Annotated in this window: 1 protein-coding gene; it reads left to right on the top strand. The window is 39.9% G+C overall.

The features are described 5' to 3' along the window. On the top strand, positions 1–1,193 hold a 1,193-nt coding region (locus tag QUB16_RS33395), incomplete at both ends, for an AAA family ATPase (protein WP_333322693.1).

Below are 1,193 nucleotides of genomic sequence, written 5' to 3' on the forward strand. Positions count from 1 at the left end.
GGCGCTAATAGTCAAATCATTGTCGATGTCATTCCTGAAGTAGAATTAATCATTGGCCCACAGCCCGCCGTACAAGAATTAGGCGCTACAGAAGCACAAAACCGCTTTAATTTAGTATTTCAAAAATTCATCCGCGTCTTTTGTTCAGTTGACCATCCCTTAGTCATCTTTCTCGACGATTTACAATGGGCTGATGCCGCTACATTGAAATTGCTACAAGTAATGCTCGCAGATGAGCAAACCAACTATCTATTTCTAATTGGTGCTTATCGAGACAACGAAGTTAACCCATCTCATCCTTTAATGATGACTTTGGACGAGCTGCAAAATGAAGGTGCAAGAATCGAGCGAATTACTTTAGCTCCCTTACACCTTCACCAGATAGTTAACTTAATTACTGATACCGTGCGTAAAGACCAAAAATCAGCGCTCCCCCTCGCCGAGTTAGTGGTCAGTAAAACTCAAGGCAATCCTTTTTTTGTCAATCAGTTTCTCAAAACTCTCTATCAAGAAAACCTGCTGAGATTCAATTTTCACGAAAGAAACTGGGATTGGAATATTTCAGAAATTGAAGCAGTAGGTATTACTGATAACGTCATTGAATTGATGATTGGCAAATTGAAAAGACTTCCCCAATCAACTCAGCAAGTTTTGCGTTTGGCTGCTTGCGTGGGTAATAGTTTTGACTTAAACACTCTTTCAATTATTAACGAAAAATCTTGGGGAGCCACGTTTCAAGAACTATTGCCAGCCATCCAAGAGGGATTAATCTTAACTACTTCTGAGTTAGGTGCTACCGAATCAGAAATAATTAACTCCGACTTGGTAATTACTACTTATAAATTTTTGCACGACCGCGTGCAGCAGTCAGGTTACGCTTTAATTGACTCAAAACTGCAAACAGCAATTCACCTACAAATTGGTCGTTTGTTACTGGCAAATATTTCTCCTGAGCGACGAGCCGAAAGAATTTTTGAAATTGCCGATCATTTAAATTCGGGTCGGAATTTAATCATTGATGAACGCGAGAAAACTGAACTAGCTATTTTAAATTTAACAGCCGCTCGCAAAGCCAAAGATGCCACGGCTTATTCGGCTGCCAGAGATTACTTAAAATTTGGTCTAGAAATTTTACCGGGCGATATTTGGCAAGACTCCTACGAACTAGCTTTTACCTTTCATAAGGAGCTAGC

Source organism: Microcoleus sp. D3_18a_C4 (genome assembly GCF_036702415.1).
Taxonomy (GTDB): Bacteria; Cyanobacteriota; Cyanobacteriia; order Cyanobacteriales; family Microcoleaceae; genus Microcoleus.